This is a genomic window from Pseudalkalibacillus hwajinpoensis (genome assembly GCF_015234585.1).
Lineage (GTDB): Bacteria > Bacillota > Bacilli > Bacillales > Guptibacillaceae > Guptibacillus > Guptibacillus hwajinpoensis_B.
Genome location: NZ_JADFCM010000002.1, coordinates 124,435 through 140,339, shown reverse-complemented (window position 1 = coordinate 140,339; position 15,905 = coordinate 124,435). Strand labels below are relative to the sequence as shown.

Sequence of the window (15,905 nt, the reverse complement as noted above, 5' to 3'; positions counted from 1 at the left end):
GAAGGGCTCAGGCGCGTGCCTGACCCCTGGGACCTCGAGTATGATCTGGACTACCATCGTGTTCATGATATGTATGAGTTGTTTGGTGAAAACAAAGAAGTCAATAAGTGGAAGGACTCTTCCATCGTAATTCCTAGAATTGTATAGCAAAATGCATCGTTTCTGCAAAAGTACTGGGTACACCATCTTATGAATCACAAATAGGAGGGATCGTCATGAAAGTAGAAGAAAAACAGCAATTTGCACAAGTTCCAGAAGAATTAAATGAAGGAGCTTCTAAGAATCTCCAAACGTTAAATACTAAGAATGTAACAAGGATAACAAGCAATGACCCTATAACAACTTCTATTCTAGTTTCACAAACGATATGGCCATCAACGCATGCCAATAATAGACCGGGCACCGTTATTCTATTACCGCTTGATAAATGGCAAATCGGCCTTGCATCGGTTGATTTGGTGCATCATCCTAATAATGGACCGGTTATGTATTATGATCATAAGGAAGTGCCGATTGATGTATTAAATGAAATACATCGATTAAATCCAAAAGGCAACGTCGAAAACATAGAGATTATGGTCGTCGGAGCTGCTCCTGAAAAGGTGGATGATCAGTTAGAAGAATTCAGGATCGAGAAAATTCCATTTGAGAGTTCAGCAGAGTTTGCAGCGGAAATTGATGAACAATACGCAAATATTACGAACAGTGAATACCCGAGCAGTGTCATTATCGTATCTGAAGAAGAAGAGGCAAAGGATTATTCATTGATCGCGTCTAATTGGATCGCTCATATGCAAGAGCCCATCTTGTATGTCAAAAAGAACGAGATCCCGGAGGAAACGATAAAAGCATTAGAGAAGCGAAATAACAACGCCAATTTATATCTTTTAGGTCCTGAGAAGATTCTAAGTATAGAACTAGAGGAAAAACTCAGAGAGTATGGAAAAGTAACTCGGATTTCAGGAGATGATCCAATCACAACATCTGTAGCCTTTGCAAAATTCAAGGATGAAAGAACGGGGTTCGGATGGGGCATCAATGAACCAGGCAGAGGGATTTCTTTCATTTCAACCGCAAATTCAGACCAGGCTATCCCTGCTGCTCCGTTCTCACACCTTGGTAAGCATGCACCACTTCTCTGGTTAGAAAATGGTGAAATAACCGAAGAGCTATATCAGTTTTTAGCTTTAATAAAGCCGACTTTTACAGAAGATCCTACAACAGGCCCTTATAATCATGGTTATCTTGTAGGTACTGTTCAAGAAGTTTCCTTTCAAACGCAAGGTATTATCGATGATAAGTTAGAAATTGTCCCCGAATCCGGGAGTGGCCATTAATTTAACTTTAAAATAATGAAAACTGATCCAGCACTCCTTCTGGATCAGTTTTTTTAGTTGCATAGTTGATTTCCCATCCAAAAGATTTTAAGAAGATTAATAACTATTTACACAAGCGGGTAAATCGTCCTTTGTGGTTTTCGGATGACAATGAGCTTCTGGAACTTCTATTGGATCCACTTTTTGAATAATCCATTTGTCTCGACTAAATTGAATAGCAAGGACGATTGCTCTAAATCCAATATCGAGTCCTATCGCAATCCATACGCCCATTAACCCCATGCCTAGTTTGACACCTAGTAAGTAAACAAACAATGTTCGGATCGCCCACATTCCGATTCCAGTTAAGTACATAGGGAATTTAGTATTATTTGCTCCCTGAAAGGCACCAGTTAGAATTAACACAGCTGCAAGAAATGGTTGGAAAACGCCAGAAACTTTTAGGGCAGTCCCTATATTACTTGTAACATTTGGATCTTCAGAAAAGAACGTTCCGGCCCATGCCCCTGCAAAAAATAGAACACCACCAAACAACGTCATGACCCCGACAGCTAGATACAAACTAAGTTTTGCATACTGCTTCGCATCCTTTAGACGACCTGCACCGATTTGTTGGCCTACGAGGATTGTTGCTGCTGTGGCAAATCCATATCCCATCATATAGGAAAACACCTCGATGTTTCCTGCAATTTGGTGTGCGGCAAACACGTTTGTTCCGAGTGTTACAACAAATCCGAAATAAATAATTTGGCCGGCCCGCATAATTAATCTCTCACCTGCCGCAGGACTACCTAATTCCATCAATTCTTTTAAATGAACGGGGTCTGGTTTCCAGTACTCTGGCTTGAATTTCAAGAGTTCAGATTTCTGTGTATACAATAGTAAACCTATTGCACCAATCAACCTGGCTACGACTGTTGCGATTGCTGCACCAGATAATCCGTACGCTGGAATAAACCAAAGCCCAAAAATCAATATATAATCTAAACCTACATTAATGACGTTAATGAAGATGCTGACCTTCATAGGAGATTTCGTATCTCCGGCCCCTCTCAAAATCGCACTGATCACAAACATTAATGACATGAACACAGATGGAATAGCGACGATACGGAAGTATGTAGCTCCAGAATCGAGGACATTATCTTCTATCCCCATCAATTTAAGTAATGGTTCAGCAAACAACAAAGTAATGATGCCCGTTAAAATGCCGAACGTAACAGCAATGATAATCGATTGCTGAGCAATGTGTCTTGCTTTCTCTACTTTATTTGCTCCAATAAAATTTGCGATATAGACGTTAGCGGCTACACCAAGAGCCATAAATAAAGCGAAATAAATTGCCAGTAGGGCATTTGTCACCCCTACAGCTGATACTTCGATTAAGCCTAGCTTAGATACAAAATAGGTATCGACAAACCCCAGGATCGTTTGAAAGAAATTTTCTATAATCGCTGGAAAAGCAAGTAGTAAGATGACCTTCACTTTCTGTCCATTTGTAGTACCCTGACTACTTTCGATTCCCTCCGTTTTGTTCATCATCGACATCGTTGCTACAGCTCCTTCATTAAGTATTGTAACGTTTATAAATAACCAAAAAATATCGAGAAACTATGCATAAAGAATGAAATTTCAATTATATCCATTATTTTTCAATTTCATGTTTTATTTTAATCGTTTCTGGCAAAATATCAGAGTGTAAACAAAATTTAAGGAGGAATTTGAATATGTCACACGAAAAATATGGATCCATGATTGAAACCCTTCATGAGTGTATGACGGCTTGTAACCATTGTTATGATTCGTGTTTAAAAGAAGATGATGTTAAGATGATGGCTGAATGTATCCGTCTCGATCGAGAATGTGCAGATATTTGTGGCTTCCTTGAACAAGCATTAGTAAGAGGTACACCTTTTGCTGCAGAAATGGCTCAGGCTTGTGCAACAATTTGTGAAGCTTGCGGTAATGAGTGTAAGAAACATGACCATAAACATTGCCAAGAATGCGCAGACGCTTGTTTCAAATGTGCGGAAGAGTGTAAAAAACTAGCAGCGTAATAAAAGCAGATTTTTTAACAGAAGCTACAACGACCGTACAGTTTTACAAAACGGTCGTTGTAGCTTTTTTATTATTTTATTCGACGTATTATTAGATGAAATGTATAAAGCGAGATGCACAATTTCTCGATACAACAGTGATATGATAAGTCGTAAAAGGGTTTTACTATGCGATTCAAGAGAAAGAATAAACTAGCCACAAAGTTAGGTGTGCTTTTTCTTACAAGTATCATGCTATTAGAAGGGATTCTTTTTGTAGTACTCTATTTTGGCTTTTTAAATGAGCGAGTGATGGTGGAGACGGATGCTTTGATTGCCCGTGGGAACAGTCACCGAGATGTACTGGAGAAACATTTCGATCGTAGTACGAGAGAGCACGTCGCGTTAATGGAATCTGAAGCTGAAACACAGGTTGTCCTTACGGATGCTGTTAACAATGTCCTCTCACACTCTAATGAAATTACTTCAGACATAAAAGATACCATCGAATCAGTCGATAGAAAGCAGGTAGATGGTGGAATCATTGACGGCGATTGGAGAAAATCGCCTTTCATCTCCTCGGTTTCACCTGTGAACGTAAATGGCGAGCTCGTCGGATATGTATATATGTTCTTAGACACTGCTGGAATCAGAGATGTTCATGACAGATTGACTTCTCAATTCTTGATTGTCATGGGTCTTGCATTGTTTCTCACAATTATTACGATTATCTACTTGTCTAGAATTATTACGAAACCTCTCATTCATATGAAGGAAGCTACACAGAAAATGAGTTGCGGTGAGCATGACGTTTCATTAAAAGAAAAGAGGGATGATGAATTAGGAGAATTGGCTAGAGCGATACAAAGCTTATCGAATGACTTGCTTCGTTTAAAAAACGAGCGAAGTAATTTCCTATCAAGTATTTCTCATGAGTTGAGAACACCTTTAACTTATTTAAGCGGATATGCAAAAATTGCCAAGCGGGAGAACCTTTCTTCTGAGGATAGAAGCAGGTACTTGACGATTATCAAGGAAGAATCGCAAAATCTCACAAATCTTGTGAAAGACTTATTTGATATGGCAAAGATGGATCAAAAAGGATTTTCAATCGAACGTGAGGACATTGAGCTCTGTCCATTGATATTTGAAGTTAGAGAAAAAGTGATGCCAGCATTTGAAAACAAAGGTTTATCACTCTATACAAACTGTGAGAAAGATATTACGATCTCAGGTGATTCAGAGAGGTTTTCCCAAGTCTTGCTTAACCTATTGGACAATGCCCTCCACTATTCAGGAAGCGGGAAAACCGTCCGCATTGAAGCAGTAAAAATAGAGGGGGAGGTAAAAGTAGAAATCATTGATGAAGGAGAAGGGATTCCGGAACAAGATCTACCATATATTTTCGATCGTCTATATCGTGTAGACAAATCCAGGTCTCGTAAATATGGGGGATCAGGACTAGGACTTGCCATTGCTAAGGATATTATTGAAAAACATCAAGGAACGATTTCTGCTAAAAGTAGGGTAGGAGAAGGCACGACGGTACAAATAGTGATCCCAGGAGTTGAGTAATATGCAGCGTATCTTAATAGTAGATGATGAAGAGCGAATGGTGGATTTAATAGCTCTGTTCTTAATGCCACATGGCTATACGATCTATAAAGCAAGCACAGGATTTGAAGCACTTGAAAAAATAAAAACAGACAAAATTGATCTTGTTCTACTGGATGTTATGATGCCCGAAATGGATGGATGGACAACATGCAAAGAAATACGTAGTATGTCAGATGTCCCGATTATTATGTTAACAGCAAGAGATCAATCGAATGAAATTGTAAAAGGATTAAAGCTTGGGGCAGATGATTACATAACGAAACCATTCGATGAAGACGTCCTTCTTGCAAGGATAGAAGCGATTACGAGGCGTTTTAATCAAGTAGACAAAAACACGCTAGTCATGAATGGATTAATGTGGGAAATGGATAAGCACAGGGTTTCCTATAAAGGAAAGACGATTACAATGACACCGATCGAATTTAATCTTCTGGGCCTTTTTATGAGAAATTCTGAAAAGGTATTCAGTAGAGCGCACCTCATTCAATTGATTTGGGGGTTCGAGTCTAATACAGAAGGTCGTACGATTGATTCCCACATTCGAAACCTTCGTGAGAAATGTCGGCAATCAGGATTTCAGATTGAAGGACATTTAAAAACAATCTGGGGAGTCGGTTATAAGTGGAAGAATTAGGTTAAGATTTGACTAGTAAGATAGGATTTAATCCAGTTTCGCTGATAAATTTTCAAATTATCGCCGATATATCAGGAGCCCCTCAACAGCAAAAATTTCTTCTATTATGTGCACTTATACTTCATTTCAAAAGCTGCCTAATCAGGCAGTTTTTTTTATTTTCACGCTTTCTTGATGATTTCTGGACAATTATCGGGAACTAATGAGAGATATAGGAGAGAATAATAATACCAATATTGAAAAGAAGGAGAAGGATCATATGAACCACTCAAATCATGAACATGGTCATCACCATGCCGATGCAGAAAATAACCACGGCGGGGGGAATGAGCACGACCATAGCTCACACCACGCACATATGGTTGAGGATTTCAAGAAGAGGTTTTACATTTCATTGCTTGTAACGCTACCTATTCTTATTCTATCCCCGATGTTACAAGGATTTGTAAACATCGATCTAAGGTTTACAGAGGATTTATACATTTTATTTTCGCTTTCAACCTTCATTTTCTTTTATGGAGGGTGGCCATTTCTAACAGGTGCCTGGAGTGAATTGAAAAATAAGAACCCCGGAATGATGATGTTGATTGCACTAGCAATCATCGTCGCTTACGGATATAGTTCACTTACAGTATTCGGATTATCGGGCAAGAATTTCTTCTGGGAGCTCGCAACCCTGATTGATATTATGCTTCTTGGACATTGGATCGAAATGAAATCTGTCATGGGTGCATCGAAGGCGTTAGAGGAACTGGTTAAGCTCATGCCTTCTGAAGCTCATCGGATCGACCAGAATGGAGAAATTAAAGATGTTCCAACCTCTGAACTACAAGAAGGAGACAATGTCCTTATTAAACCAGGTGAAAAGGTACCGGTAGATGGTGTTATCATAAAAGGGCAATCATCCATCGATGAGTCGATGTTGACCGGAGAATCTGTTCCTGTTGAGAAAGGAAAAGAAGATGAAGTGATCGGAGCATCGATTAATGGAGAAGGATCACTAACGGTTAAAGTTAAGAAAACTGGTGAAGATAGTTACCTTTCCCAGGTTGTGACAATGGTGAAGGAAGCACAAGAATCTAAGTCAAGAACACAGAATTTCTCTGATCGCGCTGCAAAGTGGCTGTTTTACCTGGCGCTTGGAGCAGGTTTTACCACGTTATTCGTATGGCTTTTACTTGGGTATGATTTTGTGTATGCGCTCGAACGTATGGTTACAGTGATGGTAATTGCCTGTCCTCACGCCTTAGGGTTAGCTGCACCACTTGTGGTAGCGAGGTCAACAGCATTATCTGCGAAACAAGGACTGCTCATTCGGAATCGAGCTAGCTTTGAAGGTGCCCGGCAGTTAGGTGCTGTTGTGTTCGATAAGACAGGTACACTTACTGAAGGGAAGTTCGGTGTGACGAACGTCATTACCGAAAACATGGATGAAGATCAGGTTATTCAACTGGCTGCATCCGTTGAAATGGAATCTGAACATCCCATAGCACGGGGAATTGTTGAGGAAGCAAACAAGAGAAGCCTTTCAGTGAATGAAGTAGAAAATTTTCAATCGATCACAGGTAAAGGGCTAGAAGGAACAGTCGAAGGTAAAAAGGTGATGGTAGTAAGCCCTGGCTACATGAATGATGAAAAAGTCGACTTTCAAAAAGAAATGTATACCGAACTTGCCGAGCAAGGGAAAACGGTTGTTTTCGTATTAATTAATGGAAAATTAGAAGCGATGATTGCCCTCGCAGACATGATTCGTGAAAGTGCGAAAAATGCCATTCAGCAGTTAAAGGATCAAAACGTATCTTCTATGATGCTAACTGGAGATAACCAGCAAGTAGCAAACTGGGTGGCTGATCAACTAGATCTGAGCGAAGTTTACGCTGAGGTATTGCCACACGAAAAAGCGGATCAAATTAAGAAAGTGAAAGAAAAAGGATTAAAAGTGGCCATGACAGGTGATGGCGTAAACGATGCGCCTGCGTTAGCCAACGCCGATCTTGGAATCGCGATTGGAGCAGGAACAGATGTCGCGATGGAGACGGCAGATATCGTACTAGTCAAAAGCAATCCAAAAGATGTAGTATCTATTATAAATTTGTCGAAAGCAACTTATAAGAAAATGATTCAAAACCTGTGGTGGGCAGCTGGGTACAATATAATCGCGATTCCACTTGCAGCGGGGGTTTTATATCCTTTTGGTATCGTGCTAAGTCCTGCTGTAGGTGCTGTTCTCATGTCTTTGAGTACTATTATTGTTGCGGTTAATGCCAAATTATTAAAAGCTTAACCCATAATGCAGGTTGAGCGTTTCCAATTTATTAAAAATAACTCTCTTGATTCTTAATGAACTATACCCCGAACAATGGACACTTTTAAAAAGTGAACCATTATTCGGGGTTTTGTGTTTAAAGAGTGAATGAATCCCTTTATAATCATATTAATAAATTGGAGCGAAGTTGTAGGTTATGAGTAATATTATTTTTAATAGATTTCAAATGAGACAACTAGAAACGAACCCCAATGTTGAGAGGTTTCCGATCGAACGATTACTTATCATCCTGATTTTAGGGTGAGAGCTGTTAAGGAGAATCTTGAGACGGTAAAGGCCTTTATCAAATGTTTCGGAGAGTGGCTTTGATATGACGGTCATCGGTGCTGACAAACCAAAAGAAAGTTTAAAGCGTTGGCGTAAGTTATTTAAGTAATTTGGAGAAGAAAAATCTTATACAGAAAAAGAGGTAAAGGTTCTTTAGGTCGACCCTGCGTTAGTTGTTCAGGTTACTATAATTGGTTACATTCAGAGGAAAAGCGCCAGTTGAAAAAGTTGAAAAAGCAAAAAGACGATTACGATTATAGTCTTATTAAGACGTTTATGATGAACACCAGGGAAAAGTGGGCGCATTGTCCATCAATATGTTTCTATCCAATGACTATGGAGTGGGGATGAATCCTAAACGAATTCGCCGCATTATGAAGAAATATAACCTAGTAGCGAAAATAGGAGCTACCATACCATATAAATAAATGGCGAAAGTTTCAAATTGGACAGGATTCGATGAACACCTTGCTCATGCGTCTAGTAATCGTCCACCCAAGGGTCGAATAGGCTGCTTCAGCTTGCTAGGCTAGGCGCCCGATATGAACCTCATTCCTTTCGGAGGTTTAATGAGAATAAAAAGTACGCTATTATTTTCGGACTCTGTTGAAAGATTTAATAAACGAACACATTCTAATCTCTCAATTACTTTTAAAAAAGCATCTGGTGATGATTGACCTGGTATTTCCCTTAGCCATCCAAGCCTAGTTTTGGATTTAGCGGAAGGGGTATCAATTAATTTCTCCAATTGTTGTTTTTGCCATGGAGATAACGGTTTATAGAGTGAATTATATACTTTCTCCTCTGCCCTTCGCCTTGTTTCCCATACTAATCTTTCAATCGTTGTCATAGCAGGCAGAATGATTTTTCGCTTTCGCATTTCTTCTAAAGTCATCCTTATTAGGAACAGTGCATTTGAATTTTCAATTGCATGGGGGAGTAATGCCTGTGAAATAATCCGATATGACTGTGCTGAAAAATTAGAAAAACCATAATACTTTCGTATTTCCTCCATATGTTCATGTTTCGTTTGCACTCGTTCAGAATATAGCTTAAATTCACTTGCATCTACTTGTAACTGATTAGCAACATAGTTTATCACCTTATCAGGAACATTCTTGATATCTGAAAGAGACCAACCAGGGTAACGAAAAAGACAAATTTGAATAGCGAATCCCAATCGATTATGATCTCTTCTTCTACGTCTTATTACCTCAATATCATCTTGTGTAAGGGTATAGTAATACGCTAATTCCCAATTACTTAAAGTAGACGGGATTATCAAAAAACCCTTTCTTTGATCTCAGGTGTAAGTAGTTCTCTTGCTCTTAGATACACAGGAAAATCCCCCTTAATCCAACCCGAAGGTTTAATTTTTTTCCAAAGCTCGATACAACACTGATTTACTAACACCCGTCATATCCGTAATTTCTTTGATGCTATATTGTTTAGATGAATGTAGTTTTAAAGCACGTTCCACCAACTCGGGGTCTTTGGAAGGTCTCCCCCCATTTCGGCCTCTCATTCTTGCAGATTGTAATCCTGATTTTGTACGCTCACTGATAATATCTCGTTCTAGTTCAGCAATACTGGCCATTGTTCGGAAGAAAAAACGTCCCATAGCTGTAGATGTATCAATATTATCCTGTATGGAAATAAAATTGACCTTTTTTTCTTCAAAGGTTTCAACCAATTCAATTAGATGTTTTGTAGACCTTGAGATACGATCCAACTTATAAACGACCACAGAATCACCTTTACTTATAGCCTTTAGGAGTTGTTCTAATTCTGGACGTTCTTTTCTCGTTCCAGTTATTTTCTCTTTGTAAATAACAGCTGCGCCTGCTTTTTCTAAAGCATCAATTTGAAGATCTAAAATTTGATCTTGAGTAGAAACACGAGCATATCCAAAAACTTTCCCCATTAAATTCCCTCCCCAAGAATAATTGTTCCCTAATTCGGATTATAAGTCAATTTTAGGGAAGATGAATACGGGAATGGTTTAGGGATTAGAAAACGCCAAAAACCATGTGTACTATAGATAGGTAAAATTTTTCCCTTAAACATTCGTTAATGGGAATTACTGTTATAAAAAATCATTTTATGTTTTTCATTCAAATCTTCACTTGAATATTAACCAAGGAAAGGGATATACTATATTCAAGTAAACACTTGAATATTAATGGGGTGATAATGTGAATAAGAAAGATACTTGTGAAATTTTTTGTTATGACGAGGAAAAGGTCAATCGAATACAAGGTGATTTAAAAACAATCGATATTGTTAGTGTTGCCCAATTGTTAAAAGCAATTGCGGATGAAAATAGGGCAAAGATTACCTATGCTTTGTGTCAAGACAAAGAGTTATGTGTGTGTGATATAGCAAATATTATTGGTATTACGGTGGCAAATGCTTCTCATCATTTAAGGACCCTTCATAAGCAGGGGATTGTAAAATATAGAAAAGAAGGAAAACTAGCGTTTTATTCGTTAGACGATGAACATATTAGACAAATAATGATGATTGTACTAGAACATAAGAAAGAGGTGAATGTCAATGTCTGATCAAAAGGCAATAACATCTGAACAAGAAATGAAGGCCTATCGTGTACAAGGTTTTACTTGCGCAAACTGCGCGGGTAAATTCGAAAAAAATGTAAAACAGCTATCTGGAGTTGAGGATGCAAAAGTAAATTTTGGTGCATCTAAAATTGCTGTTTATGGTAATGCAACGATAGAAGAACTAGAAAAAGCAGGTGCATTTGAGAATCTTAAAGTGACTCCTGAAAAATTTGCTCGTCAAGATTCACAAGAGGTGAAAGAGGTTAAAAAAGAAGAAAAAGTGCCGTTCTATAAAAAACACAGCACTTTACTCTATTCAGCCTTATTTCTTGTCTTTGGTTACCTTTCCTCATCTGTTAATGGGGATGAGAACATTGTTACTACATTATTATTTGTAGCATCTATGTTAATCGGAGGATTATCACTCTTTAAAGTCGGTTTACAAAACTTGATTCATTTTGACTTTGACATGAAAACCCTTATGACAGTAGCTGTTATAGGTGGTGCCATTATAGGAGAATGGGCTGAAGTTTCCCTTGTTGTCATACTCTTTGCAATTAGTGAAGCACTTGAACGATTCTCTATGGATAGAGCAAGACAGTCGATTCGTTCATTAATGGATATCGCTCCTAAAGAGGCGCTCGTTAGACGTAATGGACAAGAAATAATGATTCATGTTGATGATATTGCTGTTGGGGATATCATGATTGTAAAACCTGGTCAAAAGATTGCAATGGATGGTGTAGTTGTAAGTGGATACTCTGCCGTTAACCAAGCAGCTATTACAGGTGAATCAGTCCCTGTTGAGAAAACGGTTGATGATGAAGTATTTGCAGGTACCTTAAATGAAGAAGGATTACTTGAAGTAAAAATAACGAAACTTGTGGAAGATACAACGATTTCTAAAATTATTCATCTTGTAGAGGAAGCACAGGGTGAACGTGCTCCATCTCAAGCATTTGTTGAGAAATTCGCAAAATATTATACGCCAATCATCATGATCATTGCGGCTTTAGTCGCAGTTGTTCCTCCACTTTTCTTTGATGGCAGTTGGGAAACATGGATTTATCAAGGATTAGCTGTTCTTGTTGTTGGTTGTCCTTGTGCGTTGGTCATATCGACTCCTATTTCTATTGTATCAGCAATTGGAAATGCTGCGAAAAAAGGTGTCCTTGTAAAAGGAGGAGTGTATTTAGAAGAAATGGGTGCCTTAAAGGCTATTGCATTTGATAAAACAGGTACCTTAACAAAAGGGGTCCCAGCTGTAACTGATTATAATGTGTTGAACAAACAGATAAATGAAAAAGAATTGCTATCCATTATTACTGCATTGGAGTATCGTTCTCAACATCCTCTTGCTTCAGCCATCATGAAAAAAGCAGAAGAAGAAAACATTACTTATTCTGACGTAAAGGTAGAGGATTTCTCTTCTATAACAGGAAAGGGTATAAAGGGTATTGTAAACGGGACGACTTATTATATAGGCAGCCCGAAACTCTTTAAGGAATTATTGACTGCTGATTTCGATAAAGACTTAGAGCAAAATGTTACTACTCTTCAAAATCAAGGGAAAACAGCGATGGTTGTTGGAACTGATAAAGAAATGCTCGCTATTATTGCTGTAGCTGATGAAGTACGTGAGTCAAGTAAAGAAATCATTCAAAAACTACATCAACTTGGTATTAAAAAGACAATTATGCTTACAGGTGATAATAAGGGTACTGCGAGTGCAATAGGTGGGCATGTCGGAGTTTCAGATATTCAAGCAGAACTTATGCCTCAGGACAAATTAGACTATATTAAACAATTGAGGTCCGAGTACGGAAACGTAGCTATGGTTGGAGATGGTGTCAATGATGCTCCTGCTTTAGCAGCATCTACAGTTGGGATCGCAATGGGAGGAGCTGGTACAGATACAGCCCTGGAAACGGCAGACGTCGCTCTAATGGGAGACGATTTAACAAAACTTCCATTCACTGTAAAGCTTAGCCGAAAAGCTCTAAATATCATCAAAACTAACATTACTTTTGCAATTGTTATTAAATTAATTGCCTTACTATTGGTTATCCCAGGCTGGTTAACGCTCTGGATTGCTATCCTTTCAGATATGGGTGCAACACTTCTGGTAGCATTAAATAGTTTACGACTTATGAAAGTGAAAGAATAAAGGAAACAGGGCTTTCCAGACAGAGGAAAGCCCTTTTCTAAAAAAAATTTCATTAATAGTGTAACTTCTAAACCTCCAGCCTAATTAAAAATAGAAAGATTGGGTATAAGTAAAACATCAGTTTTTATATTACATATTGGTATAAATATACCGTGGGTGTATTCCATCAAAAGCCCTAATTAGTGCATCTGAACGAGTAAAGCATATTAAACATGCCAATACAATGGGAATCAAAGTATCTGGTAAAGTTGAAGTGGATATGCCGGAAGTAGTGAAGTGGAAGGAAGGAATCGTAAACAAGCTAACGAATGGGGTTCGGACCTTGCTGAAAGGCAATGGAGTTGAGGTGATTAGTGGAGAAGCTTATCTCACCGAGTCCCATACTGCAAAAGTCACAGTGGGAAACGAAGAACAGGTATATTCCTACAAAGATTTAATCCTTGCGATAGGGTCCCTACCTTTCGAATTAAAAAGTATGCCATTTGATAAGAAGAGAATCATTTCATCTACGGAGGCATTAATGTTACAAGAAGTACCGAAACATTTAGTAGTAGTAGGTGGTGGTTATATCGGTTTGGAATTGTGGACAGATTATGCTAAGTTTGGTGCAAAAGTAACAATTCTAGAGGGTTCAGATACGATTCTTCCTGGTACTGACTCCATCGCGTACAAGGCGGAGAAAATATCGGTGATGAAGTAAAAATCGGTGTTGAAGTGAATGGCAAAGAAGAAATTGTTAAAGGTGATTATTGCTTAGTATCCATTGGAAGAAAACCGAATACCGGGCAAATTGGTCTGGACAATATCGGTGTAGAATTAGATGAACGAAAATTTATTAAGATTAATGATAAATGTCAAACAAACATTGATCTATGCAATCGGTGACTGTGCAGGTGGTTATCTCCTTGCTCATAAAGCGAGTTATGAAGGTAAGATAGCTGCAGAAGTAATTTGCGGTCAAAACAGTGTGATTGATTTTCAGTCCATGCCATTTGTTATTTTCAGCGATCCTGAAGTAGCCTATACGGGTATAACAGAGAAGGGAGCTAAGGAAAGAGGATACGAAACAGTTTCCAGCCGTTTTCCATTCCAAGCCAACGGCAGAGCATTATCTGTATCGGATGCCGATGGATTTGTCCAAGTCGTGGCGGATAAGGAGTCAAATCAGTTGTTAGGTGTACAGATGGTAGGACCAGATGTATCTTCGCTTATTGCTGAAGCAGTCTTTGCAATTGAGTCAGGGGCAACTGCAGAAGATCTCAGCCTTACAATTCATGCACACCCAACTTTGCCTGAACCACTTATGGAAGCAGCCGAAGGAGTTATGGGACATGCTATTCATATGTTAAATAAAAAATAACTTAAGGGAAATAAATAAGCCTAAATTTTAATTCAGTACAATTTGAAATTATCGACAAATAACTCCCAGCTATAAATCTTAACAATTAAATTATCGTAATAAAAAATCAGTTAGTGGGTTGATATAATTGACTTTAATTTTGAACGTTATTTCTGCAATAGGGGCATTTATAGTTACCAATATTGATGATATTTTTGTTTTGATGCTGCTATTCTCACAGGCAAAAGCACAGGTGAAAACGAGTGAAGGTTTAAAAGGTAAGCGGACAGAGAATAAGCATATATCCCCTAAGGATATAGTTATTGGGCAATATCTAGGTTTTGCCTTGTTAGTAGTAGTTAGTCTCTTAGGAACTTTTGGAGTTATGTTAATTCCAGAGAAATGGGTAGGATTACTTGGACTAATTCCAATCTATTTAGGGAGTATGTTGTTTATCAAGGGAGAAGACGATGATGAAAATGCAATTCTTTCAAGTTTAAATTCTGGAAAGTATAATAGTGTCTTTTTAAGTGTAGCATTTATAACATTTGCTAATGGCGGAGATAACATTGGAATATATGTTCCTTTCTTCTCTACTTTAACCATGAACCAATTAGCAGTAACGGTTATTACTTTCTTTATTATGGTGGCAATTTGGTGTTTTATTGGATATCGTTTGGCAGCTTTTAAACATGTCTCTGAAACCTTAGAGAATTATGGTAGGTGGATTATACCCATTGTCTTTATTGGTTTAGGAATCTATATCATGGTGGAGAACGAAACTTTCAGTGCCCTTTTGAGTTTAATAAATTAAAAAACAATCTTCAAAAGTCCCTCTGGTTAACAGTAGGGAGCTTTTGTTTTTCTTCTTCCAAATAATGGAATCTATCTTAACCAACTAAGTCTGCTATTTTGACCTTTTTATTCTTTGTGTTTGTTAGTGGATCATTAAAGTAAAAATAGCTTTGGTCATATCCTGTCACTAATACAGAGTGTACCTTATGAAGCCCTATTAGATTACTTTGCAACACAGGGGCTAACTACCCTTTCAATAGAAAAAACTGAGGAGTTACCACAAAGGAACCCTAAAAATGGCAAGTACCAGCATGTTTGGATTGATTATCATGAATAACCAAATGGAAAGATGTCTGGATTTATACAGATAATAAAACGACTAGAATAGTTACTAATAAGCCGATGATTCCTTAGCGTAGGAATCATCGGCTTATTTTATTTCGAAATTTGCTTAGCGTGGGTTTTATGTCAAACTGTTGGTGGTACCCCTAAATACAAACCAGCGGTATTGCCAAGAAGATCATCTATCGTTGTATTAAAATAATTAGCCATTTTTATTAGTAGTTGAATATCTGGCTCAACATGATCGTTTTCATAGTGAGAATATCTAGCCCTTGATATTCCAAGTGCATCAGCCACTTCATTTTGAGTCTTTGATCCTCTCAATACTTTTAAACTTTTACTTAACAAGGTTTTCACACCCCTTCTATCGTTAGTATAGATAAAAAAATTATCAAAAATCATTGGCGATAAGTTTTTTATCATGTAAGGTTTAGTTAAGTTAGATAAATTATTTATCAGTAGAGAGGGACTAAATAGAAACAAT

11 protein-coding genes and 3 pseudogenes are annotated in these 15,905 nt (G+C 38.0%); 10 read left to right on the top strand and 4 right to left on the bottom strand.

Going from position 1 to position 15,905, the window contains the following annotated elements; genetic code table 11:
- Positions 1-215: 215 nt before the first annotated feature.
- Complete coding sequence (locus IQ283_RS08685) at positions 216-1,337, top strand: cell wall-binding repeat-containing protein (RefSeq protein WP_194219793.1); 1,122 nt, start codon at positions 216-218, stop codon at positions 1,335-1,337.
- A 96-nt stretch (positions 1,338-1,433) separates the two neighbouring features.
- Here the strand turns inward: IQ283_RS08685 and IQ283_RS08680 are convergent, their stop codons facing one another.
- Positions 1,434-2,879, bottom strand: coding sequence for an MATE family efflux transporter (locus tag IQ283_RS08680; protein WP_194219792.1), 1,446 nt, complete (start codon positions 2,877-2,879; stop codon positions 1,434-1,436).
- 185 nt (positions 2,880-3,064) lie between these two features.
- Between IQ283_RS08680 and IQ283_RS08675 the strand changes: the two genes are divergently transcribed.
- The 5 genes and pseudogenes from IQ283_RS08675 to IQ283_RS24405 all read left to right on the top strand — a co-directional run.
- Entirely contained in the window at positions 3,065-3,394 is a 330-nt protein-coding gene (locus tag IQ283_RS08675) for a four-helix bundle copper-binding protein (protein ID WP_194219791.1), read from the top strand.
- Between the two features lie 168 nt (positions 3,395-3,562).
- Positions 3,563-4,948 carry a HAMP domain-containing sensor histidine kinase gene (locus IQ283_RS08670; RefSeq protein WP_194219790.1) on the top strand — a complete coding sequence of 462 codons (1,386 nt, stop codon included), beginning with the start codon at positions 3,563-3,565 and terminating at the stop codon, positions 4,946-4,948.
- A gap of 1 nt (position 4,949) precedes the next feature.
- Positions 4,950-5,624, top strand: a complete 675-nt coding sequence (locus IQ283_RS08665) for a response regulator transcription factor (protein WP_194219789.1) — start codon at positions 4,950-4,952, stop codon at positions 5,622-5,624.
- Between the two features lie 259 nt (positions 5,625-5,883).
- Positions 5,884-7,908: a heavy metal translocating P-type ATPase gene (locus IQ283_RS08660; protein ID WP_242057302.1), complete on the top strand. Its 2,025-nt coding sequence runs from the start codon at positions 5,884-5,886 to the stop codon at positions 7,906-7,908.
- A gap of 593 nt (positions 7,909-8,501) precedes the next feature.
- Positions 8,502-8,645: pseudogene (locus IQ283_RS24405) on the top strand (transposase); the annotation flags it as partial.
- A gap of 164 nt (positions 8,646-8,809) precedes the next feature.
- Here IQ283_RS24405 and IQ283_RS08650 read toward each other — a convergent pair.
- A pseudogene (locus tag IQ283_RS08650) lies at positions 8,810-9,555 on the bottom strand (DUF4158 domain-containing protein); the annotation flags it as partial.
- A 31-nt stretch (positions 9,556-9,586) separates the two neighbouring features.
- Positions 9,587-10,141 carry a recombinase family protein gene (locus IQ283_RS08645; RefSeq protein ID WP_194219786.1) on the bottom strand — a complete coding sequence of 185 codons (555 nt, stop codon included), beginning with the start codon at positions 10,139-10,141 and terminating at the stop codon, positions 9,587-9,589.
- A gap of 271 nt (positions 10,142-10,412) precedes the next feature.
- On the opposite strand from IQ283_RS08645, the gene cadC reads away from it, so the two are divergent.
- The 4 genes and pseudogenes from cadC to IQ283_RS08625 all read left to right on the top strand — a co-directional run bounded on the left by cadC (position 10,413) and on the right by IQ283_RS08625 (position 15,098).
- Entirely contained in the window at positions 10,413-10,781 is a 369-nt protein-coding gene (gene cadC, locus IQ283_RS08640) for a Cd(II)-sensing metalloregulatory transcriptional repressor CadC (RefSeq protein ID WP_194219785.1), read from the top strand.
- The gene (locus tag IQ283_RS08635; protein ID WP_194219784.1) at positions 10,774-12,945 is read left to right on the top strand and encodes a heavy metal translocating P-type ATPase; all 2,172 of its coding nucleotides are present in this window, start codon (positions 10,774-10,776) and stop codon (positions 12,943-12,945) included. The genes cadC and IQ283_RS08635 overlap by 8 nt, the downstream gene beginning before the upstream one ends.
- 151 nt (positions 12,946-13,096) lie before the next feature.
- Positions 13,097-14,305, top strand: a pseudogene (locus IQ283_RS24350) (dihydrolipoyl dehydrogenase); the annotation flags it as partial.
- A 127-nt stretch (positions 14,306-14,432) separates the two neighbouring features.
- Positions 14,433-15,098 (top strand): CadD family cadmium resistance transporter, encoded by a 666-nt coding sequence (locus IQ283_RS08625; protein ID WP_194219783.1) that lies wholly within the window; start codon positions 14,433-14,435, stop codon positions 15,096-15,098.
- 449 nt (positions 15,099-15,547) lie between these two features.
- Here IQ283_RS08625 and IQ283_RS08620 read toward each other — a convergent pair whose 3' ends face one another.
- On the bottom strand, positions 15,548-15,769 hold the full coding sequence (locus IQ283_RS08620; RefSeq protein ID WP_242057299.1) for a helix-turn-helix transcriptional regulator: 222 nt from the start codon (positions 15,767-15,769) through the stop codon (positions 15,548-15,550).
- Between the last annotated feature and the right edge of the window lie 136 nt (positions 15,770-15,905).

Excerpts from the sequence above, each read along its gene's own strand:
- IQ283_RS08685 (WP_194219793.1), top strand. The coding sequence starts at position 216 with ATGAAAGTAGAAGAAAAACAGCAATTTGCACAAGTTCCAGAAGAATTA.
- IQ283_RS08680 (WP_194219792.1), bottom strand. The coding sequence starts at position 2,879 with ATGATGAACAAAACGGAGGGAATCGAAAGTAGTCAGGGTACTACAAAT.
- IQ283_RS08675 (WP_194219791.1), top strand. The coding sequence starts at position 3,065 with ATGTCACACGAAAAATATGGATCCATGATTGAAACCCTTCATGAGTGT.
- IQ283_RS08670 (WP_194219790.1), top strand. The coding sequence starts at position 3,563 with ATGCGATTCAAGAGAAAGAATAAACTAGCCACAAAGTTAGGTGTGCTT.
- IQ283_RS08665 (WP_194219789.1), top strand. The coding sequence starts at position 4,950 with ATGCAGCGTATCTTAATAGTAGATGATGAAGAGCGAATGGTGGATTTA.
- IQ283_RS08660 (WP_242057302.1), top strand. The coding sequence starts at position 5,884 with ATGAACCACTCAAATCATGAACATGGTCATCACCATGCCGATGCAGAA.
- IQ283_RS08645 (WP_194219786.1), bottom strand. The coding sequence starts at position 10,141 with ATGGGGAAAGTTTTTGGATATGCTCGTGTTTCTACTCAAGATCAAATT.
- IQ283_RS08635 (WP_194219784.1), top strand. The coding sequence starts at position 10,774 with ATGTCTGATCAAAAGGCAATAACATCTGAACAAGAAATGAAGGCCTAT.